Raw genomic sequence first — 25,047 nt, 5'->3', positions numbered from 1 at the left:
AATGCAAGAGTCTAATTAATTCGAGGTGTCTTTGTGAAGAAGTTCAATCCCAATAAAAATATTATTATTACGTTGATTATTGTCATTATTGTGGTGACAATTTTAAGTGTAACAGCTGCTCAACGAGCAAATGAAGGAAAAACCAATTTATTTCAATCTGTTGTTAATGACAGTGTTGCTATTATTGACAAAGCCGTTTTTGCACCAGCAAGATGGGTCGGAAACGGTGTGAATTCTGTCCACAATTTATTTTCTACTTATTCTGAAAATGAGCGACTAAAAGAGCGCTTAGACAGTTATGATGAAGTGGCGCAACAAAATAAAAATTATCAAAAAGAAATTGAATCATTGAAGAAAGAGCTTGATTTGAATCAAACCTTGACTAGTTATGAGAAAGTCACGGCTAACGTGATTACCCGTTCACCTGATAGTTGGCAAGATATGTTGACTGTTGATAAAGGTTCAAGAGATGGCGTCAAATCAAATATGGCTGTTATGTCACAAAAAGGTTTAGTTGGACGAGTAGTTGAGGTAAATGCAGCTTCTTCCAAAGTTGAATTACTAACTTCAGCTAATGAAAGCTCAGATCATTTTCCAGTAAAAGTGAACTCTGCAAATGGAGATGCTTTTGGTTTACTTAAGGGGTACGACGAAACTGGGCAAGCATTGGTTGCAACGCAACTGACTGGTGATACAGACATCAAAGAAGGCGATGTTGTACAGACATCTGGTTTAGGTGGTAATTCACCTGCTAACTTGCCAATCGGGACAGTTACAAAAGTCAAACCTGACAGTAATGGCCTAGATCGAGAAGTTTATATCAAACCTTATGCACAGATGTATGACTTATCCGTTGTAACGATCATCCAACGTTTAGTGGAGGATGAATAGTTTATGCTGAAAAAAGAAACGATGAAGTATTACTTGCCTGTTATCTTATTCTTTCTTATGCTTTTGGATGGACAGGTAACTAGAGTTTTAGGTGAGTGGACCAAGGGTGTCTACATGGCAAATGCACATTTTTTGATTCTCGCATTACTATTTTGTAGCCTGAGTTTTTCAAAAAGATATCTGTTAATTACGACAATTATTTTAGGCGCTGTTTTTGATATGTATTATATTGGCGTCATTGGCATTTACGCTGTAGCACTTCCACTAATTATTTTTATTATGTACTCAATGAGTCAAACGATTCATACAAATATATTTACTGAATTTTTTAGTATGATTATTTTTGTGACTGGGTATGAACTATTTACGTTAATCATCCAGTTGATTTTCAAACTTGCAATAGTTAATACGAACTACTTTATTACCCAGTTTTTAGGACCAACATTGCTATTAAATATGATTATTTTTGCTATATTTGTATTCCCATTTAAGAAATTATTCAGTGATGAATAATTTCTTTTTTTGTTCCTAACAATTTTGTCATTTTATAATTGTATTTTGAAATATTTTTGTAACATAACTATTATATCGTTGACATACAGCTATGGTACAATTTTCATATCGTTAAGAAAGACTTAAATATTTTTAGATATTTATTAAATTAAGCCAGTCGGAGGAATGAAGAGTGAAAAAGAGTTTATTATCAGCAGTAATGGTTTGTTCAATGACTTTAACTGCCGTAGCATCACCGATCGCTGCCGCGGCAGATGATTTCGATTCACAGATCCAACAACAAGATAAGAAAATTGCGGACCTACAAAACCAACAATTAGATGCACAATCACAAATTGATGCTTTGGAAAGTCAAGTTACTGATATTAACACACAAGCTCAAGATTTATTATCAAAACAAGAAACTTTACGTAATGAATCTGCTCAATTAGAAAAAGAAATTGCAGATTTACAAGAACGTATTGAAAAACGCCAAGATACAATTCAAAATCAAGCGCGTGAAGCACAAGTAAAAAACACAAGTTCAAATTACATTGATGCTGTAATGGATGCAGATTCATTGGCAGATGCTGTTGGTCGTATTCATGCGATGACAACAATCGTTAAAGCAAACAATGAATTAATTGAACAACAAAAAGAAGATAAAAAAGCTGTTGAAGACAAACAAGCTGAAAACAAACAAAAACAACAAGAACTTGCTGAAAATCAAGCAACGTTAGAAGCTCAAAAAGGTGATCTTTTATCTGCACAAGCTGACTTGAATGTAATGAAAACATCATTAGCTGCAGAACAAGCAACTGCTGAAGATAAGAAAGCTGATTTAAACCGCCAAAAAGCAGAAGCTGAAGCGGAACAAGCTCGTATTCGCGAACAAGAACGTTTAGCAGAACAAGCACGTCAACAAGCTGCTCAAGAAAAAGCTGAAAAAGAAGCACGTGAACAAGCAGAAGCTCAAGCTGCTGCTCAAACAGCAGTTTCTGAATCTACAGCTACTGAATCAACTGTAGTATCTGAATCTTCAGAAGCAGCAACATCTGAATCTTCAGTAGTAGAAGGATCAACAACGCCAGAATCTTCAGTAACAGAAGAATCAACAACACCTGAAGAATCAACAGCACCTGAAACTTCAACGCCTGAAGAATCAACAGTACCTGAAACTTCAGCACCTGAAGAGTCTACAACACCTGAGACTTCAGTACCTGAAGAATCAACAACACCGGAAGCTCCTGTAACAGAAGATTCATCTTCAGAAGCTCCTGTGGTTCAAGAACCAACAACACCAAGTACTGGCAATGACAGTTCAAATACTGGCAACAGTGGTTCAACTACACCATCTAAACCTGTTACACCTCCATCAACTGGTGGTTCATCATCTGTTAATGGTTCAGCTATCGTAGCAGAAGCTTACAAATATATTGGTACACCGTATGTTTGGGGTGGAAAAACTCCAGCAGGATTTGACTGCTCAGGATTTACACGCTATGTATACTTACAAGTAACTGGTCGTGATATCGGCGGTTATACTGTTCCTCAAGAACAAGCTGGAACAAAAATTTCAGTTTCTCAAGCTAAAGCAGGAGACTTATTATTCTGGGGTTCAGCTGGTGGAACTTACCACGTAGCAATTGCTTTAGGTGGTGGACAATATATCCACGCACCTCAACCAGGTGAAAGTGTAAAAGTTGGCTCAGTTCAATGGTTTGCACCTGACTTTGCAGTTAGTATGTAATTTTAATTGAAAAAAAGAGTTAGGCATTTGCCTAACTCTTTTTTGTTTTTACTTAACTAAAACGCATGGACGATTCTTTGATTGAAAAGTCGACCATGCGTTTTGTGATAGAAGAATTATTGCACAAATTCTTCTGTTAATTCCATAAATTGTTGAATATCATCTAAAACCATATCAATTCCAGCTTGCCAGAAATCTGGTTTTGTTAAATCAACACCAAGGTGTTTTTCAGCTAATTCTTCAGTGGTCATGGATGCTGTATCTCTTAGCAAATCAATATATTCTTGTTCAAAGTTTGTGCTTTTTTGATTAGCATAAGCATAAATTCCCATACTGAATAGATAACCAAATGTGTACGGAAAGTTATAAAATGGTACATCATCAATAAAGAAATGTAATTTTGCTGCCCAGAAATACGGATGATAACTAGCTAATGAATTTTGATAGCCTTCTTTTTGTGCATCAACCATCATCGATGTTATTTCTTCTGCAGAAACTAACCCTTTTTGACGAGCTGCATAAAAATTATTTTCAAAAATAAAACGTGAATGAATGTTCATGAACATTGCTAGAGCATTTTGTAACTTAGTATCTAGTAAATTGATTTGTTCTTCTTTAGATTTTGCAGCTTTTAAGGTAGCATCTGCTACTATCAATTCTGCAAAAGTGCTCGCAGTTTCTGCGACATTCATTGCATATTCACGGTTCAATGAAGAAAGATCCCACATTGTACTACTGTGGAAGGCGTGACCAAGTTCATGTGCTAAGGTAGCGACCTCGTTTACGGAGTTACTATAGGTCATGAAGATTCTTGATTCTTTTGTTTCAGGCAATTCGGTGCAGTAACCACCTGGGCGTTTTCCTGGACGATCTTCCGCTTCAATCCAACTTTTTTCAAATGCTGATTGAGCAAAGTTAGCCATTTTTGGACTGAATTTTTTAAAGTTTTCGATGATAAATGCCGCAGCTTCATCAAAGGTAAAAGTTTTTTCTTCCAAATTCCCTAAAATAATTGGTGCATCTTGATCTTGCCACTCCATTTTTTCTTTACCGAAAAGATTTGCTTTTCTTGTCAGATAGTCTACTAAAGGTTGTTTGTTCTTCTCAATTGTTGACCACATAATATCAAGAGTTTCTTTTTTTAAACGATTGTACTCTAACGGCTTTTGCAGATAATCAGTAATACCGTGAAGTTTGTAAGTGGATAAGCGGAAACCATCTAAATGATTTAGCGTGTCGACAAATAGTGGTGCTTTTTCTTTCCATGCTGCTTCCCAAGCAAAGAATAATGTTTTTCTAACTTCAGGGTCAGGATCGCTCATCATTTTATTGAATGCTTGTCCAGCAGAAAGCTCGACTGTTTCGCCGTTCTGAGTGAAAGGAATTGTGATGCTAGCAACGATGGTATCGTAATGGCTACTCCAAGCATTTAGTCCATCAAGTGCTAGAGTATTGATAATATTTTCTTCAGATTCTGATAATAATTGTGCACCGTCACGACGAATTTCATTTAAACGAAACGCAAGTGGTTGAAAATCAGAATTTGCAAGTAATAATTGCCAATGTTCTTCATTTATTTTTGCAAATTTTGTCGAAAGGACAGTTTCTGCTGATTGTAGTCGAGGAAGAAGTGCATAAAGTTTTCCAGATAAAATTTTTGCTTGTGAATCATTTACATTTGCAGATAATAAGGCTGTGATGTAACTATCACATTGAGTAAATCCATCAGAAATTTTTGCTTGAAGTTGTAAAATAGTTTGTAGTTGTTCAAAATTCTCTGGTGAAAATTCCCAATCACCGACAAATTGATAGTAGTCTTTCATTTGTGATTCAAGTTCAGCCAGGCGTTCATTTAATGCTAAAGAATTACTTCCTCCAGAAAAAATAGAGTCAAGATCCCAGTTTAATGAATAGTTCATAAAAAATCTCCCTTCAATTTTTTGTTCAACGTTTAGTATAGCATTATCTAGTAAAAGAAGTCTTTTTTTAGATTGTTGTTTCCGTAAAAAAAAGCTAAGATAGGTTAAAGAGGTGACTTATGAATTCAATTCAAAAACAAATGAAAAATGGAAACTTTTATTTGATCGTTGCTTTGCTGATTGCAGCTATATTATTTTATAGTTCGTCACAAACGTATGTAGAGCAGTCACAAGTTTCCCGACTAGAGGGTTGGTTATCTTCACAGCCTTTTAAAGATACATTGACAACGATTCGCTTTGATTATGGTGGAAGTGAAGTAAGTATTGAGCATTTAGGTTATTTTAAATTTGTAGAGTTTTTTATACGAAAAGCTGCTCATTTTGGTACGTATTTTATTTTAGGTGGTAGCTTGTTCTTGGGTGTATTTCCTAAACTAAAGATTTGGTGGTTAACTGGTATTTTAGCTTGGTTATCAGCTACAGGATATGCAGGGTTAGATGAGTTTCATCAAATGATGACTGGTGGAAGGTCACCAATGTTTCAAGATGTGATGCTTGATTCAATGGGGGCATTGACGGCTGTTCTTTTATGTATCTTGATGAAAGCTTGGAAAAAGAAATTGTAGATTTGAACGATTGCTTTTTCTATCAGAGGGTCTAAAATGAGTAGTGTGAACACAAAGGAGGAATAGAAATGTCAGGACACAGCAAATGGCACAATATTCAAGGAAGAAAAAATGCCCAAGATGCAAAACGGGGTAAAATTTTTCAAAAACTTTCACGAGAAATCTACATGGCAGCAAAATCAGGTGGCCCTGATCCTGCAATGAATCCTGCACTACGTTTAGTGGTAGATAAAGCAAAATCTGCTAATATGCCAAATGACAATGTTGAACGCGCCATCAAAAAAGCGACAACTGCGGCGGATGAAGCAAACTATGATGAAATTACGTATGAAGGATATGGTCCAGGTGGTGTGGCTATCTTGGTACATGCGTTGACAGATAATCGAAATCGGACAGCAACCAACGTGCGCGTAGCTTTTACACGTAATGGAGGATCATTGGGAGAAACTGGGTCTGTTAATTATTTATTTGATCGAAAAGGTTACCTGGTGATTCAACGTGAAGATCTAGCAGTAGATGAAGAGACAATGTTTGAAGATGTCTTGGAGGCTGGCGCAGAAGATTTGCAGACTTCAGCTGAAGTTTTTGAAATTTACACAGCGCCAGAAGATTTTGTAGCTGTTCGTGATCAATTAGAAAAAGATGGCTTTGCTTTTGTGCAGGCTGAGTTGACAATGGTTCCGCAAACAATGATTGCATTAACAGAGGAGCAACGTGAGCAACTAGATAAATTAGTCGACAAATTGGAAGATGATGATGACGTTTCAGAAGTCTTTACTTCTGCTGAACTGTAAAAAAGAGGAGTCAAACGAACATAATTGTTCGTTTGACTCCTCTTTGACTATTAGAATACCAAAACAGGTGTACCTACTTCGACCATTCCAAACAACTCTTTCATGACGCTTGGTGGCGTATTGATACAACCGTGTGAACCACGGGTTTTCCATAATTCACCACCGTATTCAGGTTGCCAATCAGAATCATGAATCCCAACGCCGGTCCAGTCAATTGGCATCCAGTAATCTACTGGGCTGGCATATGGTGTGCCATCATCGTTGGTTCCTTTTAGTACGGAGTTGGTTTCTTTGTTCCAAACGTAAAAGACACCGGCAGGGGTTTGTGTTGCTGGCTTACCAGAAACGATATCTGTTTCAAGTGCGACTTTGCCGTCTTTGTAGTACCACATGTGTTGGTTTTGTAAATCAACTTCAATGTAAGTATCTTCAATTAAAGAATGATCAGCAGTTGTACTTCCTTGGACAATCGGTGAGCGAGTAAAATCTTGACCAGCTAAAATTTGTTTCTTTAGAGCTGTGACTTCGTCTTCTGTTTGAATAGTCCAACTGTACGTTCCTGTTGGGACATTTACTTCCCCGCGTTTTGTGCTGTTAAATACAGTATCATTTGTACTTGTATTATATTCTTGACCTAACTCAGTTACATATTGCGTCACTTTGTCAGTATCTAAATCGATTTTTCCGTCTGAATAAATTAGCCAATCAGCTAAATCATTTGTAGGGATTTGAAATGTCTTTCCATTGATACTATAAGTTGCTTTGACTTTAGCAATATTGTTCATAGATGTTAATTGTTGGTTTAGCTCTTTGTCGTCAGCAGTAACTTTAGCTTTTTGCTTAAAATCATTCAAATCAATTTGTTTTTCATTTGTAGCAGCAACTTCTTTGATTTCTTTGACTGTTGCATCTACATCAATTGAATCACCATTGACTTCAGGTGTAATAGCAAATCCGTCGTCTGTTTTTTTGATGCTTGCGTCTTGGGTCTGTTTTCGATTACTATTTAAATCATTTAGCTTTGTTGTCAGTTCACCAATTGTAGTGTCTAGTTTTGAATGGTCCTGACTAACAGGATCAATTTCTTGCTTTTCAGCTGCAGAAACATAAGTCATACCCCAAGTCCAACCGTTTTGTTTGGATAAGAGTTTACTTAAATCATCTGAGAAATCATCACGATAACCTAATTCTGATTTGGCGATTTCTTGCCAAACTTTACCATTTTCTTCAATAGCTAAAGTTGTGTTAGAATAAGTATCTTTTAATTTATTGTTTGCCTGATCAACAGTCATATTACTTACATCAATTTCATTGATCTCAGTATGAGGTAAGAAGTGACTCGTGTAATATGTACTGCGGAAGGTATAGAAGCTGACTAATATTAACAAAACACCAAGTGCAGAAAGAATGCCAATGTGTATCTTTTTTTTGTGTTGAGAAGATCTTGTCATAGAACGATAACTCCTTGAATAATAGAATAGGGTGTGTATCGAGTTCATCATAGCACAATTTATTTGAAAAGACGAAGTTTAAATATTCATTATGAAAAAAATTAAACAAAATCTTTTTTAATAATTATTTCAAAATAATAAAAAAGCCGAGACAATCATTTGTCCCGGCTAGATGTTTAACTTTTACAAAAAAGAAAGTAATTAGTCTTCTAATTTTGAGAATGCTTCGTCTAAAATTTCTTTTAATTGTTTAGCTGAAGCGTTCATACGATCTTGTTCTGCATCAGATAATGGAATTTCGATAACTTTTTGAACACCTTGAGCATTGATAACAGCAGGTGCACCGATATAGATGTCATTCAATCCATATTGATCTTCCATGTAAACTGATAAAGGTAATACAGCATTTTCGTCATCAAGGATAGCACGAGTGATACGAGCTAACGCAACTGCGATACCATAGAAAGTAGCGCCTTTTTTCTCGATGATTGTGTAAGCTGCGTCACGTACGCCGAAGAAGATATTTACTAATGCTTCTTCATCTACTTCTGGATTGTTTTTAACCCATTCGTAAATTTGTAGTCCAGCAACGTTTGCGTGTGACCAAACTGGGAATTCTGAGTCACCATGTTCGCCAAGGATGTAAGCATGGACGTTACGAGCATCAACGTCAACTAATTCAGCAATCTTTTGACGGAAACGAGCTGAATCAAGAGATGTACCTGAACCGATAACGCGTTCTTTAGGGAATCCAGAGAATTTCCAAGTTGAGTAAGTTAAGATATCAACTGGGTTAGCAGCAACTAAGAAAATACCATTGAAACCTGATTCAACGATTTGTGTAACAACGTCGCGGTTGATTTTTAAGTTTTTGTTTACTAAGTCTAAACGAGTTTCACCTGGTTTTTGTGGTGCACCAGCAGTGATAACTACAAGGTCAGCGTCATGTGCATCTGCATAAGTAGCTGAGTAGATTTTTTTAGGTTGTGTCCAAGCAAGAGCATCAGTTAAGTCTAATGCGTCTCCTTCAGTTTTAGCTGTGTTAATATCTACAATTCCAACTTCTTGAGCGATATTTTGAGTAACTAGAGCGAAAGCATAACTAGAACCTACGGCACCGTCTCCAACAAGAATAACTTTTTTGTGATCTTTAATTTCTGCAGTTGCAGTCATATGTGTATCAATCCTTCCATTGATTTGTTTTTCCCTTGACTATGCTATCATGGATCAGGCTTGCTGTCACGCTATTTGGCTAGGAAATATAACAGATAACAAGGTTGTATCATATGTAAAAGCTTACATGTGCGTTATTTCACTATTTCTTGAAACCAATGATTTCATTAAGTTTTGAAGAATTTTTTAATATTTTTATCATTTATTAAACATTCTGTTTTAGTCGAAACAGCTGTTTATGTGTTATACTGTTTTTAAAATAAAAAGAAGAATGAACCTTTTAACTGGACTGCTCGTTAGCTGTCCAGCATTTTGTGTTCTTTAGAATTAGGTGAATAAACAAATGAAAATGATCGTAGGATTAGGTAATCCTGGAACGAAGTATGAACAAACAAAACACAACATTGGATTTATGGTGGTTGATCGTCTTGCAAAAGAGCATCAAGCAACATTTAAAAAAAATAGTTTTGAGGCAGAAGTTGCAGAATTTTTTTACAAAGGAGAAAAGATCTTACTTGTAAAACCACAAACTTTTATGAATGAATCGGGTCGTTCAGTTGGACCGTTAATGACTTACTTTGGTATTTATCCAGAGGAGTTGATTGTTGTGTATGATGATTTAGATTTAGCAATCGGAAAGATTCGTTTACGCCAAAAAGGAAGTGCTGGCGGCCACAATGGAATGAAAAGTATTATTTCACACTTGGATACGAATGTTTTTGATCGTGTAAAAGTTGGGATTGGTCGACCAGAAGGTAAGAAGACGGTGGTTTCACATGTGCTTAGCCCATTTAGCAAAGAAACACTACCTTTAATAGAAGAAAGTATTCATCAATCGGTTCAAGCAATCAATTTTGTTCTCGATGGGCATTCATTTATTGATACAATGAATCAGTTTAACTAAGAAGGAGAAACGTAATGGATATTGTTCAATTAGTGGGCCAAGAACCTCAAGTAAAAGAATGGGTGGCTCAATTAGAAGCAACTACGCCACGGCAATTGATTACTGGGCTAGCAGGTTCTGCTAAAACATTGCTGATTGCCCACGTTTTCGAAAAAACGGACAAAAATATAATCGTTTTGTTACCAAATTTATATTACGCAAATCAATTAGCAGAAGATTTACAGCACATCGTTGACCCAGATAGCATTCATTTGTTTCCGGTGGATGAAGTTTTGTCTGCAGAAATGGCTTTTTCTTCACCGGAAGCAAGAGCAGAACGTGTAGCAACGTTAAACGCCTTACAAGAAAAGCGTGCAGGAATTTATCTTTTACCAGTTGCTGCTTTACACAAGAAATTACCAAGTAAGAAGGCTTGGATTGATGCACAACTTAACTGGAAAGTTGGCGATGAGATTGATGTAGAAAACCTACCGCGTCAATTAGTCCTAATGGGATATGAACGACAAGAAATGGTTGCAAAACCAGGTGAATTTAGTATTCGTGGAAGCATTGTCGATATTTATCCTTTAACGATGGAACATCCTGTGCGAGTGGAATTGTTTGATGTTGAAATTGATTCGATGCGTTACTTTGAAGCCGAAACGCAACGCTCTATTGGGCCAACGGAAGAAATTTGGATTTCACCAACATCAGAACAAATCTACACAGAAGCTGATTTGGAACATGGGATGAAAGAGTTAGAAAAATTACTTGAAAAAAGATTAGCCACAACTGTCGAAAAGGTCGATCAAGTATTTTTGCAAGACTATTTCGGACAGATTTTGTCAAATTGGCAAGCGGGGATACCAACGGAAGAGGCAAAGCTTTACACGGATCTGCTTTATCCAACATCAACCACGATTTTAGATTATTTTCACTCTGATAGTTTGTTGATGGTGGATGATTATCCAAGAATGATGGAAACAAATCGAGAAATTGAACGAGAAGCCGCCGAATGGCAGACACAAAAAATTAGTGAACCGCGTGTTTTTTCTGAACAAGTTTTTGTTGCAGATGTTCATAAATTGATTCAAAAAGAACATTTTTCGACAACCTTTTTTGCTTTGTTCCAAAAAGGAATGGGCAATTTGAAGTTTCACGCCATTCATTCGTTCCAATATCGGACGATGCAACAATTTTTTGGTCAAATGCCTTTGTTGAAAACGGAAATCAATCGTTGGCGTAAGCAAAAACAGACAGTTATGATCTACATTCCAACTAAAGAACGAATTCGCAAAGTAGAAGAATTATTGCGTGACGATGATATTTTAGCCATTGAAACGGCAAGTGATGAGCTAATCGTTGGGCAAGTACAGTTAGTTGAAGGCGCATTGCAAAATGGCTTCGAATTACCACAAGAAAAAATCGTGGTCATTACTGAAAAAGAGATTTTCCAAAAGACAACGAAAAAACGAGCTCGCCGCCAAACAGTTACGAATGCAGAACGATTAAAAAGTTATAACGAATTAAAAGCTGGTGACTATGTTGTTCATGCAAATCATGGGATTGGAAAGTATATTGGGATGGAGACGCTCGAAGTTGATGGCGTTCATCAAGATTACATGACGATTTTATACCAAAATGATGACAAATTATTTATTCCTGTCACTCAGTTGAATTTGATTCAAAAATATGTTGCGTCTGAATCAAAAGCTCCACGAATCAATAAGCTAGGTGGTAGCGAGTGGACGAAAACAAAACGTAAAGTCTCTTCTAAAATTGAAGATATCGCGGATGATCTAATCAAACTATATGCAGCCAGAGAATCTGAGATTGGCTATGCTTTTGGTCCAGATGATGGGTATCAAAAAGAATTTGAAGAAGCATTTCCTTATTCTGAAACAGATGATCAATTGCGTAGTTCTTCGGAAATCAAACGTGATATGGAAAAAGAAAAACCGATGGATCGTTTACTTGTAGGCGATGTAGGGTATGGTAAGACAGAAGTCGCTTTGCGTGCTGCTTTTAAAGCAGTGAAAGAAAGTAAACAAGTGGCATTTTTAGTTCCAACGACCATTCTTGCACAACAACATTATGAAACGATGTTGGAACGTTTTGAAGGTTTTCCAATTAATATTGGCTTGTTGAGCCGCTTTCGAACGAAAAAGCAACAAAAAGAAACGATTGAACAATTGCGTACAGGGCAAGTAGACATTGTTGTCGGGACGCATCGTATTTTATCAAAAGATATTGAATTTAGTGATTTAGGCTTATTGATTATTGACGAAGAACAACGATTTGGCGTAAAGCATAAAGAACGATTGAAGCAGCTTCGGGCGCAGGTAGATGTACTGACGCTAACAGCGACACCAATACCAAGAACACTGCATATGTCGATGCTTGGTGTACGAGACTTATCAGTTATTGAAACACCGCCGGCAAATCGTTACCCAATTCAAACTTATGTTATGGAGAAGAATCCTGGAGCAATACGAGAAGCGATTCATCGTGAAATGGGACGAGGCGGGCAAGTTTTTTATCTCTATAATCGAGTGGAAACGATTGAGCAAAAAGTGGAAGAAATCCAAGAATTAGTTCCAGAAGCGAGAATTGGTTACGCCCATGGTCAAATGACAGAAGTTCAATTAGAAAATACATTGTTTGATTTTGTTGAAGGACAATACGATGTGTTAGTTACGACCACAATTATTGAAACAGGTGTAGATATTCCCAACGCGAATACTCTATTTGTTGAAAATGCTGATTATATGGGATTATCAACTCTTTATCAGTTACGAGGACGAGTCGGGCGAAGCAATCGAGTAGCCTATGCTTACTTTATGTATGAACCACAAAAGATTCTCAATGAAGTGAGTGAAAAAAGATTGCAAGCAATCAAAGATTTTACAGAACTAGGATCAGGTTTTAAAATTGCCATGCGTGATTTATCGATTCGTGGTGCTGGAAACCTATTAGGTGCGCAACAACATGGCTTTATTGATGCAGTTGGTTTTGATATGTATTCGCAAATGCTAAGTGAAGCTGTCGCTCGTAAACAAGGGAAAAATAATCAAGTTGAAAAAACAACGGTGGAAATCGACCTTGGTGTGGACGCTTACTTACCAGATATTTACGTTTCAGATCAACGCCAAAAAATTGAAATCTATAAACGAATCCGGGAGCTGGAATCACAAGAAATGTTGGACGAGCTTGAAGATGATCTATTGGATCGCTTCGGTGAATACCCTGAAGAAGTTGCCCATTTATTAACAGTCGGACAATTAAAAATGGATGGGGATCGTGCACTGCTGGAAACGATGCGTAAGCAACAAGAAACAGTGATTTTCACGTTAAGTAAGGCAGGTACAAAACGTTATTCTGTTGAACAATTGTTTGAAGCATTAAGTGAAACAACGTTGAAAGCAGGATTAGGAGTGGAAAAGGAAAAGATGGTTATCCGTTTAACCATCCCAAAAGCAATGGGTGAAGCTGTTTGGTTATTAGAAATCCAACATTTTGTTAAAGCATTACGACAACAAAAATATTTGTCGGTGTAGGAAGGAGCGATTCCCTTGGACCACAAAGAAATGCGTCAAGTGATGCAAGGAGCGGTGATTTTAACCGTAGCTTCTTTTATTGCTAAAGTTTTAAGCGCACTTTATCGAATCCCTCTTCAAAACTTAGTTGGTGATGAAGGATTTTATGTTTATCAACAAGTATATCCGATTTATGGAATCGCGATGACCCTGGCTTTATCAGGATTACCCCAATTCATTTCAAAATATGTTGCAGAAAAAAAGGAACCATTGAAACAACGAGGGGCGTTAAAAGAATTATACCCTTTAGTCTTTTGGACAGGTGTTTGCTTATGGCTAGGTGTCTGGTTATTTAGTGGTGTTTTAGCGAAAATGATGGGTGATTATCAACTGAAACCCTTGATTGAAGTCGTTTCTTTCACCTTTTTATTGATGCCAGGTTTATCTTTTTATCGAGGAAATTTCCAAGGACATTTTTTAATGGAACCAACTGCTATATCACAAGTAGTGGAACAAATCGTTCGTGTGTCGATTATCGTGTTCAGTGCATTCGCATTTAAACAGTATAGTTGGAATGTTTATGAAACTGGAACAGCAGCAATGAGTGGTGCCGTGGCAGGTGGGCTATGTGCATATCTTGTTCTTTATTATTATGAACAAAAAATTCATGGAGGAGCAATGAGTTTTCGGAGTTTCCCCATCTTCTCAAAACCAAGTAAGTGGTTGATACGTCGTTTCTTAGTTGATGGTGGTTTAGTTTCGATTTACAGTGGGTTATTGATTTTCTTTCAATTGATTGATTCATTTTTTGTAAAGAATGCGTTGCAAATCTATGGCTTAAGTGAACATGCGTCTAAAATAGCTAAAGGAGTCTACGATCGTGGACAGCCGTTAGTACAATTAGGTCTGGTCATTGCAACGGCATTAAGTGCTACTTTTTTACCGACCTTGACTAGTTATTTAGCAAATGCTGTTTATGGACAGTTTGTGAAGACTGCTAAGATGTATTTACGTTTAACAACGGCATTAGCTTTGGCGGCTTCCGTTGGTCTAGCAATGCTGCTTCCTTATATCAACTATGCGTTGTTTAAAGATTACGCTGGGAATGCTACTTTAGTGTTGTTTGTATTTGCGATTGTTTTAACAGCCGTGATTCAAGCTTATCAAAGTATTGCGCAAAGCAAAAACTCTTTTCGTCCATCGTTGAAAGGTGCAGGCTGGGGACTATTAGTCAAATTGTTGACAACAGCAGTGTTTACACAATGGTTTGGAACGGTTGGTGCAAGTTTATCAACCTTACTTGGTTTAGTCGTGACTCTTTGGTATTTTATTCATATAGAAACAACCGAAGTGAATGCTTTTTGGAAAGAACGCGCTTTTGGGAAAAAATTATTACAGAGTTTAGCTTGGATGATCTTTGTACTATTTACTTATTATGGAGTAATCCAAGTAATTATTGGACCAGTTACGCATCGTTCAGGTGCGTTGTTTATCAGCCTTATTGGTGTCGTGATTGGCGGATTAACATTTGTTTTTGCGGTCATCTCGTTGAAAGTTTTTACGATTCGGGAATGGTTGTTGTTGCCTTTTGGTAAAAAAATTCTACGATTCAATCAAAAATTCAAGAAAAAGTGAGGATATATTATGCGATTAGATAAATTTATGAAAATTTCTCGTATTATCAAGCGACGTTCTGTAGCAAAAGAAGTGGCTGATAAAGGTAGAATCCAGGTGAATGGTAAGTTAGCAAAATCTTCGAGTGATGTCAAAGTTGGCGATGTATTAAAGATCCAGTTTGGAAACAAGACGATGGAAGTCAAAGTCAATGAACTTCACGAATCAACAAAAAAAGAAGATGCACAAAAAATGTACGAAATTATTTCAGAAACAAGAACAGAAAACGCAAATTAATAGATTAGACAAGCTTTATTGATATTGGTATAATGGAAAAGACAAGCCAAAACAGATTGGAGCGAAAGCAAGTGGCAAAAAAAGGCAATAAAATTGCTGCGTTAGATACAGATTACACAAAGAAAAAATACGCTGAGTTTCAAAAACAACAACGTCAGCTCGTTTTTCGTAGACGTCGGTTAGCAGTCATCTTATTAGGCGCTTTGTTCATTTTTTCAATCATTGGTGTGCAAATTTTCCGAGATATGCAACGTCTAGATAAACTAGCTGAGTTAAAGGTCGAAGCTACTACGGAAATGAAAGAAGTCAAAGCAGACGTCACGCAATTAAAATCAGATGTCTCGCTGCTGAAGGATGACGACTATGTGGCAAAACTTGCCAGAAGCAAATTCTTTTATTCTAAAGAAGGCGAGCAAGTCTATCCAGTATTGGAATCTAATACAAATAGTTCAACAGAAGAAACAAACCAATCAACGAGTTCTACAACTGCAAAATAAGCAGGAATATAAATTGGGTAATAAATAGGAGGAACATTTTTTTTATGTCAATCGAGGTAGGAGCAAAACTGCAAGGAAAAGTATCAGGTATTACAAATTTTGGTGCATTTATTGATTTAGGTTCTGGTAAAACAGGTTTAGTCCATATCAGTGAAGTATCAAACGGTTTTGTAAAAGATATTCATGATGTATTAAGTGTTGGCGATGAGGTGACAGTGAAAGTTACATCTGTTGGTGATGACGGAAAAATTGGATTATCCATTCGTAAAGCACAAGAACAACCAGAAAGTGCTGGTAAAGAAACAAATCATAACGCAAAGAAATTTCAACATCAAAATAAGGAACCTCGGGAAAATCGTACGCGCTCAACACAAAAAAAATCTTTTTCTCGCAGTCAACCTTCAAATACGAAAGAAGACTTCGATTCATTGATGAGTTCATTTTTGAAAGATAGTGATGATCGATTAACTTCATTAAAGCGTAACACTGAAGGAAAACGTGGAGGTCGCGGCGGACGTCGTAGCTAATAAAGATGAATAATCACCCTAACGTTTTTCTTACTAGCTAAGATGAACATTTGTTGAACACATCATTATTCGTACCAAATAAAAATATAGCTGGGACAAAACATTGGCTTCGTTTTGTCTCGGCTTTTCTTTTTTGAAAGGAGGAAGATCGCCTTGAAAGAATCGTTTAGTCAATTAGGACAACAAAAACATTTCTGGTCGAAAAAAACCAAAATTTTAGTTGCTGTTTCTGGTGGAGTGGATTCAATGGTTTTGTTGGATTTATTGTTAGCTGCACAACAAAAAGATTGCTTTACTTTGGGCGTTGTTCATGTCAATCACCAGTTGCGGGTAGAGTCTGCTGAGGAAGAACAGTATTTACAAAAATATACGAAAGAAAAGAATCTTCCTTTTTATTCCATTACGTGGGAACTGCCTGCTGAAACGGGTGTTGAGACAGCTGCACGTCAATTTCGTTACCAAACATTCTCTCGAATCATGTACGAGAAAGGGTACGATACGTTGATGACAGCCCATCATGGAGATGACCAAATTGAAACGATTTTGATGAAAATTTTAAGAGGGGGACAATTGAATAGCTTTGCTGGAATCAAAGAAATTCAACCATTTGCAACAGGGAAATTGATTCGTCCATTACTAAGTTATAACAAGGAACAATTATATGAATATGCGAACAAACAACAGCTGATTTATTTTGAAGATGTAACAAATCAGGAACTAGATGTCCAAAGAAACCGACTACGTCACTTAGTTGTTCCGCAATTAAAAGAAGAAAATGTGCAAGCTTTACGTCATTTCCAACGATTTTCAAAGCAGATTCAATGGGCAGATGAATTGATTCAAAAACAGATGAGTGAAAAGGTAACTGAACTTCTCGAACCATTAGCTAATGGTTGGCAAATTTCTGCAGCAAATATTTCGGCAATGGCTGAAAGTGAACGTTACTTTTTTCTTCATACACTTTTTGAACAGTTGTTTAACGAAACAACTGTCGCAGTAAAAGAACAGCAGGTTTTATTTCTAGTCAATCAGTGGCAAAGCGAAAAAAGCCAATGGCAGTTTGATCTAGGTAAAGGTTGGGTGTTCAAAAAAGAATATATGAATGTAAGAATTGAACAGTCACGACCACTGCAAAGTTTCACACCAAGAGATTTGCTTCCAAACCAGCCAATTTATTTAAGTGATTCACAATGGATTGGGTTGTTTTCGAGTGACAAGATAGCTGTACCAGAAAATCTTGCTGATTGGTCAGAATTTAGACATGATTTGTGGCTTGAAGAAGGAACAGAACTTCAGGTGGATCGACGACTTCCTGGTGATCGAATTCGTTTGACCGAAACGCTTACGAAAAAAATTTCTCGTTACTTTATCGACAAAAAAATCCCTGACGTACAAAGGAAACAAGCGTACTTGATTACAGATGCACAAAGAAACGTGTATAGTGTTGCTCCTTTTGTCTTTTCTTATTTGAGTATTGCCAAAGAAACTGATAAAATACACTACATACTTCTTTACAAATATCAAAAGAAGCAACTGGAAGGAGAACCCAATGTTAGAAAAGGATATTGAGAAAGTTTTGATTTCAAAAGAAGAGATACAAGCTCGTTGTGAAGAACTGGGCAAAGAATTAACTGAAACTTATCGTGATAAAAATCCACTAGTAGTCGGCGTATTAAAAGGAGCTGTTCCTTTTATGGCAGACATCGTGCGTTCAATTGACACTTATTTAGAGCTAGATTTCATGGATGTTTCAAGTTACGGAAATGCCACTGTATCTTCCGGTGAAGTAAAAATCGTAAAAGACTTAGATACAAATGTAGAAGGTCGCGACTTGCTGATTGTTGAAGATATCATCGACAGTGGCCGAACACTTGCGTACTTAGTTGATCTTTTTAAATATCGTAAAGCCAATTCCGTGAAAATCGTTACTTTATTAGATAAACCAGAGGGACGCGTTGTGAACATTGAAGCTGATTATGTTGGTTTTAATGTGCCCAATGAATTTGTTGTAGGCTACGGTTTAGACTATGCAGAAGCTTATCGAAACCTTCCTTATGTTGGGGTCTTAAAACCTAGTGTTTATCAGTCAAATTAGTGCCTTTTCTGAAATGAGTTATGTTACAATGAAATGGTCAGGATTGATAAAAATTTCTAAAATCAAATTAGTGTTTAAGGAGGGTAACTATGAACAAAAAGAATAACGGCATGATGAAAAATGCCTTATATTATGTCCTCGTGATTTTGGCGATGGTCATGGTGGTCTATTTTATTTTTGGTAACAATAGCCAGCAGTCGTCAGACATCGAGTACTCAAAATTCACTGAACAATTAGAGTCAGGGAAAATCAAAGAATTTAGTGTTCAACCTGCAAATGGTGTGTATAAAATCACTGGTGAATACAAGGAACAGCAAACAGTCAGCAACAGTGGCGGTTTAGCAATCCTAGGTTCAACCGATGTATCAACAACACACTTCACAACAATCATTTTGCCAAATGACACGACATTAAGTCAGGTAACAGATTTGGCAAGACAACATGATGTAGGAACAACAATTAAAGAAGAATCAAGCAGTGGTATTTGGGTATCACTACTATTAAGCTTCTTGCCGATTGTGATCATCATTTTCTTCTTCTATATGATGATGGGTCAACAAGGCGGTGGCGGTGGTGGCGGTGGCCGAGTGATGAACTTCGGTAAGTCAAAAGCCAAAGAAGCCGACAAAAAAGCGAACCGTGTTCGTTTTTCTGATGTTGCTGGTGCAGAAGAAGAAAAACAAGAACTTGTTGAAGTCGTTGAGTTTTTGAAAGATCCTCGTCGATTTGTTGAATTAGGTGCAAGAATTCCAGCTGGTGTTCTTTTAGAAGGACCTCCAGGAACAGGTAAAACGTTATTAGCGAAAGCTGTTGCCGGTGAAGCCGGTGTACCTTTCTACTCAATTTCTGGTTCTGATTTCGTTGAAATGTTCGTCGGTGTTGGGGCAAGTCGTGTACGTGATTTGTTTGAAACAGCGAAGAAAAATGCGCCAGCAATCATTTTCATTGATGAAATTGATGCTGTTGGCCGTCAACGTGGAGCTGGTATGGGTGGCGGACACGATGAACGTGAACAAACATTGAACCAATTATTGGTAGAGATGGATGGATTTGATGGGAATGAAGGCGTAATTGTGATTGCTGCAACGAACCGTTCGGATGTCTTAGATCCAGCGTTGCTACGCCCAGGTCGTTTTGACCGTCAAATTTTGGTTGGCCGTCCAGATGTCAAAGGTCGTGAAGCCATTTTACGTGTTCATGCTAAAAATAAACCTTTAGCTGACGACGTTGATTTGAAAGTTGTTGCACAACAAACACCAGGATTTGCTGGTGCGGATTTAGAAAATGTTTTAAACGAGGCTGCTTTGGTAGCTGCTCGTCGTAATAAAAAGAAAATTGATGCATCTGATATTGATGAAGCAGAAGATCGTGTTATCGCTGGTCCTGCTAAGAAAGATCGTGTAATCAACAAAAAAGAACGCGAAATGGTTGCTTACCATGAAGCTGGACATACGATCGTTGGTTTAGTCTTAAGTCGCGCACGTATCGTTCATAAAGTAACAATCATCCCTCGTGGTCGTGCTGGCGGGTACATGATCGCTTTACCAAAAGAAGATCAATTCTTGATGACTAAAGAAGATATGTTTGAACAAATCGTTGGATTACTTGGTGGTCGTACAGCCGAAGAAATTATTTTCGGCGTTCAATCAACAGGTGCTTCAAATGACTTTGAACAAGCAACTTCATTAGCGAGAAGCATGGTTACTGAATATGGAATGAGTGATCGACTTGGACCAGTTCAATATGAAGGAAACCATCAAGTATTTGTTGGCCGTGATTATGGTCAAACGAAAGCTTACTCTGAACAAGTTGCATTTGAAATCGATCAAGAAGTTCGCAAGATTTTGATGGATGCTCATCAAAAAGCGCATGAAATTATCGAAGCGCACCGTGAACAACATAAATTGATTGCAGAAAAACTTCTTGAATTTGAAACACTGGATGCAAAAGCAATTAAATCATTGTTCGAACGTGGCGTGATGCCAGAGGGAACAGAATCTGCTGATTATCCAAGTGAAAAGGAAGCACAAACGTTTGAAGAAGCGAAACGTGCTTTAGAAGAAAAAGATGCGGAAAAACAAGCAGAAGAAAAACAAGATTTTGAAGAAACAAAACAAGAACTAAAAGACGAAGCCGAAGAAGTAAAATTGGCTAGTGAAGAAACTGGTTCAGAAGTTGCTGAAGAAGAAAAAGACAAAGAGTCTGATTACGACAAAAACAACTTTGAAGATCGTTATAAATAGTAAAATATTTTGAAGCTGGGACAAATAAATGTCCCAGCTTTTTTTCTTTGAATCCATTCAATTTAGTTTTCTATTGAGCAGTTTGAAGCGAGTATTTATATGCAAGAAAAATTGTTTTCTCTTTTATTCAATTTGATTTATTATTAAGCTCTGATTTCAAAAGTTGAAAAAAATGAAAGTTGCTAGTATGATTCACTAGGAGCTGAAAAACCAAAAAAGGGGTACATACAATAATGGAAGATTATTTAGTTAAAGCACTAGCACATGATGGTTTTGTTCGTGCTTATGCAGTACAAGCAACAAATACAGTCGCAGAAGCACAATGTCGCCACGATACATGGCATACATCGTCGGCAGCGTTAGGTCGTACACTAGTTGGTAGTTTATTATTAGGAGCGACACTAAAAGGTGAAGATAAATTAACGGTTCGTATTCAAGGAGACGGTCCAGCTGTTGGGATCGTTGTTGATGCAAATGGTAAAGGTGATGTAAAAGGATATATTAAAAATCCGCATTTAAGCTTACCGTTGAACCCAGAAGGGAAAATTGATGTTCGTGGTGCAGTAGGAACACAAGGAATGTTCACAGTAACTAAGGATTTGGGATTAAAAGAACCTTTCTCTGGGCAAACTCCTATCGTTTCGGGTGAAATCGCGGAAGACTTTACTTACTATTTAGCTATTTCTGAGCAAATTCCTTCAGCGGTTGGTCTAAGTGTCTTAGTGAATACAGATGACAGTATTAAAACAGCTGGTGGATTTATGATCCAAATCATGCCTGGTGCAGATGAAGAAACGATTTCTAAAATCGAAGAACAACTGAAAACAACACCAAGAATCTCAACATTGCTTGATGAAGGACACACACCTGAAGAAATTTTAAAAGGATTATTGGGAACAGAAGAATTAAATATTTTAGAAAAAATGCCTGTTCAATTTGCTTGTGACTGTTCAAAAGAAAAATTTGCAGAAGCAATCATTGCACTAGGAACAGAAGAAATTCAAGCAATGATTGATGAAGATCATGGTGCAGAAGCAGTTTGTTCATTTTGTAATAATAAATATGAGTATTCTGAACAAGAATTATTAGATCTGCAAGCAGAAGCAGTAGGAGGAATTTAGTTGGAACATCAGTGGAAAATTGGGAATGTGGAAATTCCGAATCGTGTAGTTGTTGCACCAATGGCTGGGATCAGCAATTCTGCTTTTCGAGTGACGGTTAAAGAATTTGGTGCAGGATTAGTTGTATGCGAAATGATTAGCGATCAAGGCATCCATTTTCGAAACAAAAAAACGCTAGAGATGCTTCATATTGAAGAGACAGAGCATCCGCTGAGTGTCCAAATTTTTGGTGGTAATAAAGATAGCTTGGTTGAAGCGGCACAATTTGTTCAAGAAAATACAACAGCAGATATTATTGATATCAATATGGGCTGTCCAGTAAACAAAGTTATCAAGGCAGAAGCGGGAGCAAAGTGGTTACTTGATCCAGATAAGGTTTATGAAATGGTTCATGCTGTTTCTTCCGCTGTAGATATACCTGTCACAGTTAAGATGCGAATTGGTTGGGATGATCAACACGTTTTTGCCGTTCAAAATGCATTAGCTGCAGAGTCAGCTGGTGCAGGTGCAATTGCTATGCATGGTCGTACTAGAGTGCAGATGTATGAAGGACAAGCTGATTGGGAAGTCTTGAAAGAAGTCAAACAACAGTTAACGATTCCTTTTATGGGGAACGGGGATGTGAAAACCCCCGAAGATGCGAAACGTATGTTGGAGTACGTCGGAGCAGATGGTGTGATGATCGGGCGTGCAGCTTTAGGTAATCCTTGGATGATTCATCGTACGCAACATTACTTGGAAACAGGTGAGCTAATTCCTGAGCCAACACCTGCTGAGAAAATCGCGACAGCGAAACTTCATCTACGACGTTTGGCTGATTTAAAAGGTGAACAAGTAGCGTGTCGTGAATTCCGGACACATGCTTCCTACTATTTGAAAGGAATTCCTCGCGCAGCTAAAGTAAAAGTGGCAATCAATCATTCTGAAAACCAACAAGAAATCAATGATTTGCTTGACGCTTTTTTAGAAAAAACAGAAAAAGTTGCTGTAAAACATTAAACTGATTTCTAAGATTTTTGTGAATTTCAAGCCGAAAATTTAAGTTCGGCTTGCTTTTTTTGTGTTTCATTGGCATTATTAGAACTGAGAACAACTAGGAGAATGGAGGAACTTTTGTGACTGAGGAACAACAACATCAAGTAGAAGATTTAAATGATCAAATGCTTGTTCGCCGCCAAAAGATGGAAGAACTAAGAGAAACTGGAATCGATCCGTTCGGGAAGCGATTTGAACGTACACATAACTCAGAAGAGTTGCATGAATTATTTGATTCAAGAACAAAAGAAGAATTAGCTGAGATGAGTTTGACTGCTAGTGTAGCTGGACGAATGATGACTCGCCGCGGAAAAGGGAAAGCGGGTTTCGCGCATCTTCAAGATCGTGAAGGTCAAATCCAAATTTACGTGCGTAAAGATCAAGTAGGTGATGATGCCTATGAGATTTTTAAACATGCTGACTTAGGGGACTTCTTCGGAGTTACAGGTCAAATTATGAAAACTGATACAGGTGAAGTAACAATTAAAGCAACAGAATTTACAATTCTTTCAAAAGCGTTGCGTCCATTACCTGATAAATATCATGGATTAACAAATATTGAGCAACGTTACCGTCAACGCTATTTAGATTTGATTAGTAATCGTGAAAGCTTTGATCGTTTTATGAAACGTAGTCAAATCATTAGCGAAATTCGCCGTTATCTAGATGGAAATGGCTACATTGAAGTAGAAACACCTGTTTTACACAATGAAGCTGGTGGAGCAGCAGCCCGTCCATTTACTACACACCATAACGCTCTAGATATTGATTTATATTTACGTATTGCACTAGAGTTACACTTGAAACGTCTAATTGTTGGTGGAATGGAAAAAGTTTATGAAATCGGTCGAGTTTTCCGTAATGAAGGAATCGATACAACACATAACCCTGAGTTCACAATGCTAGAAGCTTATACTGCTTATACAGATTATCGCGATGTCATGAATCTAACTGAGGGAATTATTCGTAATGCAGCTGAAAAAGTTTTAGGGACAGCGCGTATCACTTATGATGGTCAAGCAGTTGATCTTGAAAGTGACTTCAAACGTGTGCATATGGTAGACGCAATTAAAGAACAAACTGGTGTTGATTTCTGGAAAGAAATGACACTAGATGAAGCTCTTGCAATTGCTAAAGAACATAACGTGGAAGTAACAGATGCAATGGGAGTGGGGCATGTGATCAATGAATTCTTTGAAGAATTTGTTGAAGAAACATTGACACAACCAACTTTTGTTTATGGACATCCAGTTGAAGTCTCACCATTAGCGAAGAAAAATCCTGAAGATCCACGTTTTACTGATCGCTTTGAATTGTTTATCATTGGTAGAGAATTTGCAAATGCCTTTACTGAGTTAAATGATCCAATTGATCAAAGAGAACGTTTTGAAGCGCAAGAAAAAGAGCGTGAGCTAGGTAACGATGAAGCACACGGCGTAGATGAAGACTTCTTGGAAGCTTTAGAATATGGAATGCCACCAACTGGCGGATTAGGAATTGGAATTGACCGCTTAGTAATGTTGCTTACAGATGCACAATCAATCCGTGACGTTTTGTTGTTCCCGACAATGCGTTAAATAGGAAACTAAATAATAGAAGACAGCTGTCTGGTTATCCAGATAGCTGTCTTTTATTTCACTCAAGAATTTAAAAAGAGTTTTAACGAAAATTATCTCTTTCTTTAAAATGATATCATTGATATTTGATTGAAAAGCGAACGAAAAACGCATTATAAATAGTAATGATCGGACAAACGAAAAAAACGAAAAAAAACAAAAAAATTCATTGACCCGACTTGTTTTAGTTGGTATATTATTATTTGTTCGCAAGGCGGACAACTGCTGAAAGATGAAAGTTTTTTCAGAAAATAAATTTAAAAAAGTTGTTGACGTGTGAGGTATCACATGATAAGATAACTAAGTCGTTTGAAAAGAACTACTCATGAAGCTTGATCTTATCAAGAAAAACTTCAAAAAAAGTTCTTGACAAATAACGAACGATGCGATATGATAAATGAGTTGCTGAAAGATTTCTTAAACGAAATCGAAAAAAACTTTTTTAAAAAAGAGTTGACATTCAAACGTCACTCTGATATGATATAAA

The 25,047-nt window shown here is 37.1% G+C and carries 19 protein-coding genes and 1 pseudogene; 17 read left to right on the top strand and 3 right to left on the bottom strand.

Features of this window, described 5'->3' with window-relative positions; genetic code table 11:
- The first annotated feature begins 33 nt into the window (after positions 1-33).
- The 3 genes from mreC to JZO71_RS08115 all read left to right on the top strand — a co-directional run bounded on the left by mreC (position 34) and on the right by JZO71_RS08115 (position 3,133).
- On the top strand, positions 34-891 hold the full coding sequence (mreC, locus tag JZO71_RS08125) for a rod shape-determining protein MreC (protein ID WP_206898997.1): 858 nt from the start codon (positions 34-36) through the stop codon (positions 889-891).
- A gap of 3 nt (positions 892-894) precedes the next feature.
- Positions 895-1,404 (top strand): rod shape-determining protein MreD, encoded by a 510-nt coding sequence (mreD, locus tag JZO71_RS08120; protein WP_206898996.1) that lies wholly within the window; start codon positions 895-897, stop codon positions 1,402-1,404.
- 172 nt (positions 1,405-1,576) lie between these two features.
- A complete protein-coding gene (locus tag JZO71_RS08115) occupies positions 1,577-3,133 on the top strand; it encodes an NlpC/P60 family protein (RefSeq protein ID WP_206898995.1) in 1,557 nt (518 codons plus the stop codon).
- A gap of 116 nt (positions 3,134-3,249) precedes the next feature.
- Here the strand turns inward: JZO71_RS08115 and JZO71_RS08110 are convergent, their stop codons facing one another.
- A complete protein-coding gene (locus JZO71_RS08110; RefSeq protein ID WP_206898994.1) occupies positions 3,250-5,052 on the bottom strand; it encodes a M3 family oligoendopeptidase in 1,803 nt (600 codons plus the stop codon).
- Between the two features lie 119 nt (positions 5,053-5,171).
- On the opposite strand from JZO71_RS08110, the gene JZO71_RS08105 reads away from it, so the two are divergent.
- Both JZO71_RS08105 and JZO71_RS08100 read left to right on the top strand, forming a co-directional pair.
- Positions 5,172-5,678, top strand: a complete 507-nt coding sequence (locus JZO71_RS08105; RefSeq protein WP_206898993.1) for a VanZ family protein — start codon at positions 5,172-5,174, stop codon at positions 5,676-5,678.
- A 68-nt stretch (positions 5,679-5,746) separates the two neighbouring features.
- Positions 5,747-6,472, top strand: coding sequence for a YebC/PmpR family DNA-binding transcriptional regulator (locus JZO71_RS08100; protein WP_206898992.1), 726 nt, complete (start codon positions 5,747-5,749; stop codon positions 6,470-6,472).
- Positions 6,473-6,522: 50 nt separating this feature from the next.
- Here the strand turns inward: JZO71_RS08100 and JZO71_RS08095 are convergent, their stop codons facing one another.
- Positions 6,523-7,923, bottom strand: a complete 1,401-nt coding sequence (locus tag JZO71_RS08095; protein WP_206898991.1) for a L,D-transpeptidase family protein — start codon at positions 7,921-7,923, stop codon at positions 6,523-6,525.
- A 201-nt stretch (positions 7,924-8,124) separates the two neighbouring features.
- Positions 8,125-9,096, bottom strand: coding sequence for an L-lactate dehydrogenase (locus tag JZO71_RS08090; RefSeq protein ID WP_206898990.1), 972 nt, complete (start codon positions 9,094-9,096; stop codon positions 8,125-8,127).
- Between the two features lie 343 nt (positions 9,097-9,439).
- Between JZO71_RS08090 and pth the strand changes: the two genes are divergently transcribed.
- The 12 genes and pseudogenes from pth to lysS all read left to right on the top strand — a co-directional run bounded on the left by pth (position 9,440) and on the right by lysS (position 24,521).
- A complete protein-coding gene (gene pth / locus JZO71_RS08085) occupies positions 9,440-10,000 on the top strand; it encodes an aminoacyl-tRNA hydrolase (protein WP_206898989.1) in 561 nt (186 codons plus the stop codon).
- 14 nt (positions 10,001-10,014) lie between these two features.
- Positions 10,015-13,536 (top strand): transcription-repair coupling factor, encoded by a 3,522-nt coding sequence (gene mfd, locus JZO71_RS08080; protein ID WP_206898988.1) that lies wholly within the window; start codon positions 10,015-10,017, stop codon positions 13,534-13,536.
- Between the two features lie 15 nt (positions 13,537-13,551).
- Positions 13,552-15,150, top strand: a complete 1,599-nt coding sequence (locus tag JZO71_RS08075) for a putative polysaccharide biosynthesis protein (RefSeq protein WP_206898987.1) — start codon at positions 13,552-13,554, stop codon at positions 15,148-15,150.
- A gap of 9 nt (positions 15,151-15,159) precedes the next feature.
- A complete protein-coding gene (locus JZO71_RS08070) occupies positions 15,160-15,426 on the top strand; it encodes an RNA-binding S4 domain-containing protein (RefSeq protein WP_206898986.1) in 267 nt (88 codons plus the stop codon).
- A gap of 71 nt (positions 15,427-15,497) precedes the next feature.
- On the top strand, positions 15,498-15,923 hold the full coding sequence (locus tag JZO71_RS08065; protein ID WP_206898985.1) for an FtsB family cell division protein: 426 nt from the start codon (positions 15,498-15,500) through the stop codon (positions 15,921-15,923).
- Between the two features lie 44 nt (positions 15,924-15,967).
- Positions 15,968-16,450 carry a S1 domain-containing RNA-binding protein gene (locus tag JZO71_RS08060; protein ID WP_206898984.1) on the top strand — a complete coding sequence of 161 codons (483 nt, stop codon included), beginning with the start codon at positions 15,968-15,970 and terminating at the stop codon, positions 16,448-16,450.
- A gap of 147 nt (positions 16,451-16,597) precedes the next feature.
- Positions 16,598-18,006, top strand: a pseudogene (gene tilS, locus JZO71_RS08055) (tRNA lysidine(34) synthetase TilS).
- Positions 18,000-18,545, top strand: a complete 546-nt coding sequence (hpt, locus tag JZO71_RS08050; RefSeq protein ID WP_206898982.1) for a hypoxanthine phosphoribosyltransferase — start codon at positions 18,000-18,002, stop codon at positions 18,543-18,545. Before tilS ends, hpt begins: the two are co-directional and overlap by 7 nt.
- An 89-nt stretch (positions 18,546-18,634) precedes the next feature.
- A complete protein-coding gene (gene ftsH / locus JZO71_RS08045) occupies positions 18,635-20,788 on the top strand; it encodes an ATP-dependent zinc metalloprotease FtsH (RefSeq protein ID WP_206898981.1) in 2,154 nt (717 codons plus the stop codon).
- A 233-nt stretch (positions 20,789-21,021) separates the two neighbouring features.
- Positions 21,022-21,909 carry an Hsp33 family molecular chaperone HslO gene (hslO, locus tag JZO71_RS08040; RefSeq protein ID WP_206898980.1) on the top strand — a complete coding sequence of 296 codons (888 nt, stop codon included), beginning with the start codon at positions 21,022-21,024 and terminating at the stop codon, positions 21,907-21,909.
- Entirely contained in the window at positions 21,910-22,908 is a 999-nt protein-coding gene (gene dusB / locus JZO71_RS08035; protein WP_206898979.1) for a tRNA dihydrouridine synthase DusB, read from the top strand.
- A gap of 116 nt (positions 22,909-23,024) precedes the next feature.
- Positions 23,025-24,521 (top strand): lysine--tRNA ligase, encoded by a 1,497-nt coding sequence (gene lysS, locus JZO71_RS08030; protein ID WP_206898978.1) that lies wholly within the window; start codon positions 23,025-23,027, stop codon positions 24,519-24,521.
- Positions 24,522-25,047: the final 526 nt, after the last annotated feature.

Origin of the sequence: Candidatus Enterococcus courvalinii, assembly GCF_017315945.1 — a bacterium.
Taxonomy (GTDB): domain Bacteria; phylum Bacillota; class Bacilli; order Lactobacillales; family Enterococcaceae; genus Enterococcus_B; species Enterococcus_B courvalinii.
This window is presented reverse-complemented; position numbering and strand designations above follow the sequence as displayed.

Excerpts from the sequence above, each read along its gene's own strand:
- mreD (WP_206898996.1), top strand. The coding sequence starts at position 895 with ATGCTGAAAAAAGAAACGATGAAGTATTACTTGCCTGTTATCTTATTC.
- JZO71_RS08110 (WP_206898994.1), bottom strand. The coding sequence starts at position 5,052 with ATGAACTATTCATTAAACTGGGATCTTGACTCTATTTTTTCTGGAGGA.
- JZO71_RS08105 (WP_206898993.1), top strand. The coding sequence starts at position 5,172 with ATGAATTCAATTCAAAAACAAATGAAAAATGGAAACTTTTATTTGATC.
- JZO71_RS08100 (WP_206898992.1), top strand. The coding sequence starts at position 5,747 with ATGTCAGGACACAGCAAATGGCACAATATTCAAGGAAGAAAAAATGCC.
- JZO71_RS08095 (WP_206898991.1), bottom strand. The coding sequence starts at position 7,923 with ATGACAAGATCTTCTCAACACAAAAAAAAGATACACATTGGCATTCTT.
- JZO71_RS08090 (WP_206898990.1), bottom strand. The coding sequence starts at position 9,096 with ATGACTGCAACTGCAGAAATTAAAGATCACAAAAAAGTTATTCTTGTT.
- pth (WP_206898989.1), top strand. The coding sequence starts at position 9,440 with ATGAAAATGATCGTAGGATTAGGTAATCCTGGAACGAAGTATGAACAA.
- mfd (WP_206898988.1), top strand. The coding sequence starts at position 10,015 with ATGGATATTGTTCAATTAGTGGGCCAAGAACCTCAAGTAAAAGAATGG.
- JZO71_RS08070 (WP_206898986.1), top strand. The coding sequence starts at position 15,160 with ATGCGATTAGATAAATTTATGAAAATTTCTCGTATTATCAAGCGACGT.
- JZO71_RS08060 (WP_206898984.1), top strand. The coding sequence starts at position 15,968 with ATGTCAATCGAGGTAGGAGCAAAACTGCAAGGAAAAGTATCAGGTATT.
- hpt (WP_206898982.1), top strand. The coding sequence starts at position 18,000 with ATGTTAGAAAAGGATATTGAGAAAGTTTTGATTTCAAAAGAAGAGATA.
- ftsH (WP_206898981.1), top strand. The coding sequence starts at position 18,635 with ATGAACAAAAAGAATAACGGCATGATGAAAAATGCCTTATATTATGTC.
- hslO (WP_206898980.1), top strand. The coding sequence starts at position 21,022 with ATGGAAGATTATTTAGTTAAAGCACTAGCACATGATGGTTTTGTTCGT.